This is a genomic window from Streptococcus suis (assembly GCF_002964045.1).
In the GTDB taxonomy this organism is placed as follows: Bacteria; Bacillota; Bacilli; order Lactobacillales; family Streptococcaceae; genus Streptococcus; species Streptococcus suis_U.
On the sequence record NZ_POPB01000509.1, the window covers coordinates 1 to 378 of the forward strand.

A 378-nucleotide genomic window follows, 5' to 3' on the forward strand; every position below is an offset into this window, starting at 1 on the left:
TCCGATCTCTGAAGAAGTGGCTAAGACAACTATTCCAGTTTATGTTGAGCTACCAGCAGGTTATGAGTTGGCTACCGGTCAATCCGCAAATGTGACTCAAGAAGTTGTAGAAAATGGTCAAAATGTTGTAACAGTTAAAGTAGTTAAAAAAGTTGAGACAACTTCATCAACAGCTGCAAGCGTATCTTCTGCAGTCGTAACACCTACATCAACAACTGAAAACGTATCTTCTTCAACTACAGCACCTACAACAGTAGAAGAGGCTAAAACGGTTCTTGAACAAGTATCTTCGGAAGCAGAGCTTTTAGCAAATGAGGCTAATCGTTTGGTTGCGGCAGATAGTACAAATGAAGCGTTGAAAACAGTTGCAGCGGCAAC

The 378-nt window shown here is 41.3% G+C and carries 1 protein-coding gene; it reads left to right on the forward strand.

Features of this window, described 5'->3' with window-relative positions; all coding sequences use genetic code 11:
• On the forward strand, positions 1-378 hold a 378-nt coding region (locus C1E99_RS14770), incomplete at both ends, for a hypothetical protein (RefSeq protein ID WP_202863394.1).